Origin of the sequence: Flavobacterium sp. JLP (genome assembly GCF_015350755.1) — a bacterium.
Taxonomy (GTDB): domain Bacteria; phylum Bacteroidota; class Bacteroidia; order Flavobacteriales; family Flavobacteriaceae; genus Flavobacterium.
This window is the reverse complement of record NZ_JADKPS010000021.1, coordinates 1-559: the sequence shown is the minus strand read 5'-3', so window position 1 is coordinate 559 and position 559 is coordinate 1. Positions and strand designations below refer to the sequence as shown.

1 pseudogene is annotated in these 559 nt (G+C 41.9%); it reads left to right on the top strand.

Features of this window, described 5'->3' with window-relative positions:
- Positions 1–559 (top strand): annotated as a pseudogene (locus IRZ83_RS19420) (Ig-like domain-containing protein); the annotation flags it as partial.

Sequence of the window (559 nt, the reverse complement as noted above, 5' to 3'; positions counted from 1 at the left end):
TGTTTCGGTGACAGGTTCAGTCTTAGATTTAAAAGATGATACTGTGGCTTCGGTTACCGGAACAAACCAGCCTCAGACATTATTAAACGTTTTAGCGAATGATACAAAAGACGGAAATGCAGTTAATTTATCAGAAGTAAATATTTCGGTAAGTACAGCAGATCCAAAAGGATATTTAAGCCTAAATATAGACGGTACAATTGAATTAAAAGCAAATGCTCCGGCAGGCGATTATGAGTTTGCCTACCAGGTGTGTGAAAAATTAAACCCGTCAAACTGTGCGGCAGCAGTGGTGAAAGTGACAGTCGGCGCTCCCATAATCGATGCAGTTACAGAAACAGCAGCTTCAGTAAACGGAACTATCGGAGGCACTACATCAGTTTCATTAACAGCAAACGATACCTTAAACGGAAATCCGGTTTTGATCGGAACAAGCGCAGGACAGGTTACTTTAACAGCAGTTACTGTTCCAGCTGGCCTGACATTGAATGCAGACGGAACGGTTAAAGTTGACGCTAATACACCGGCAGGAACTTATGAAGTTGAATACAGAATCTGT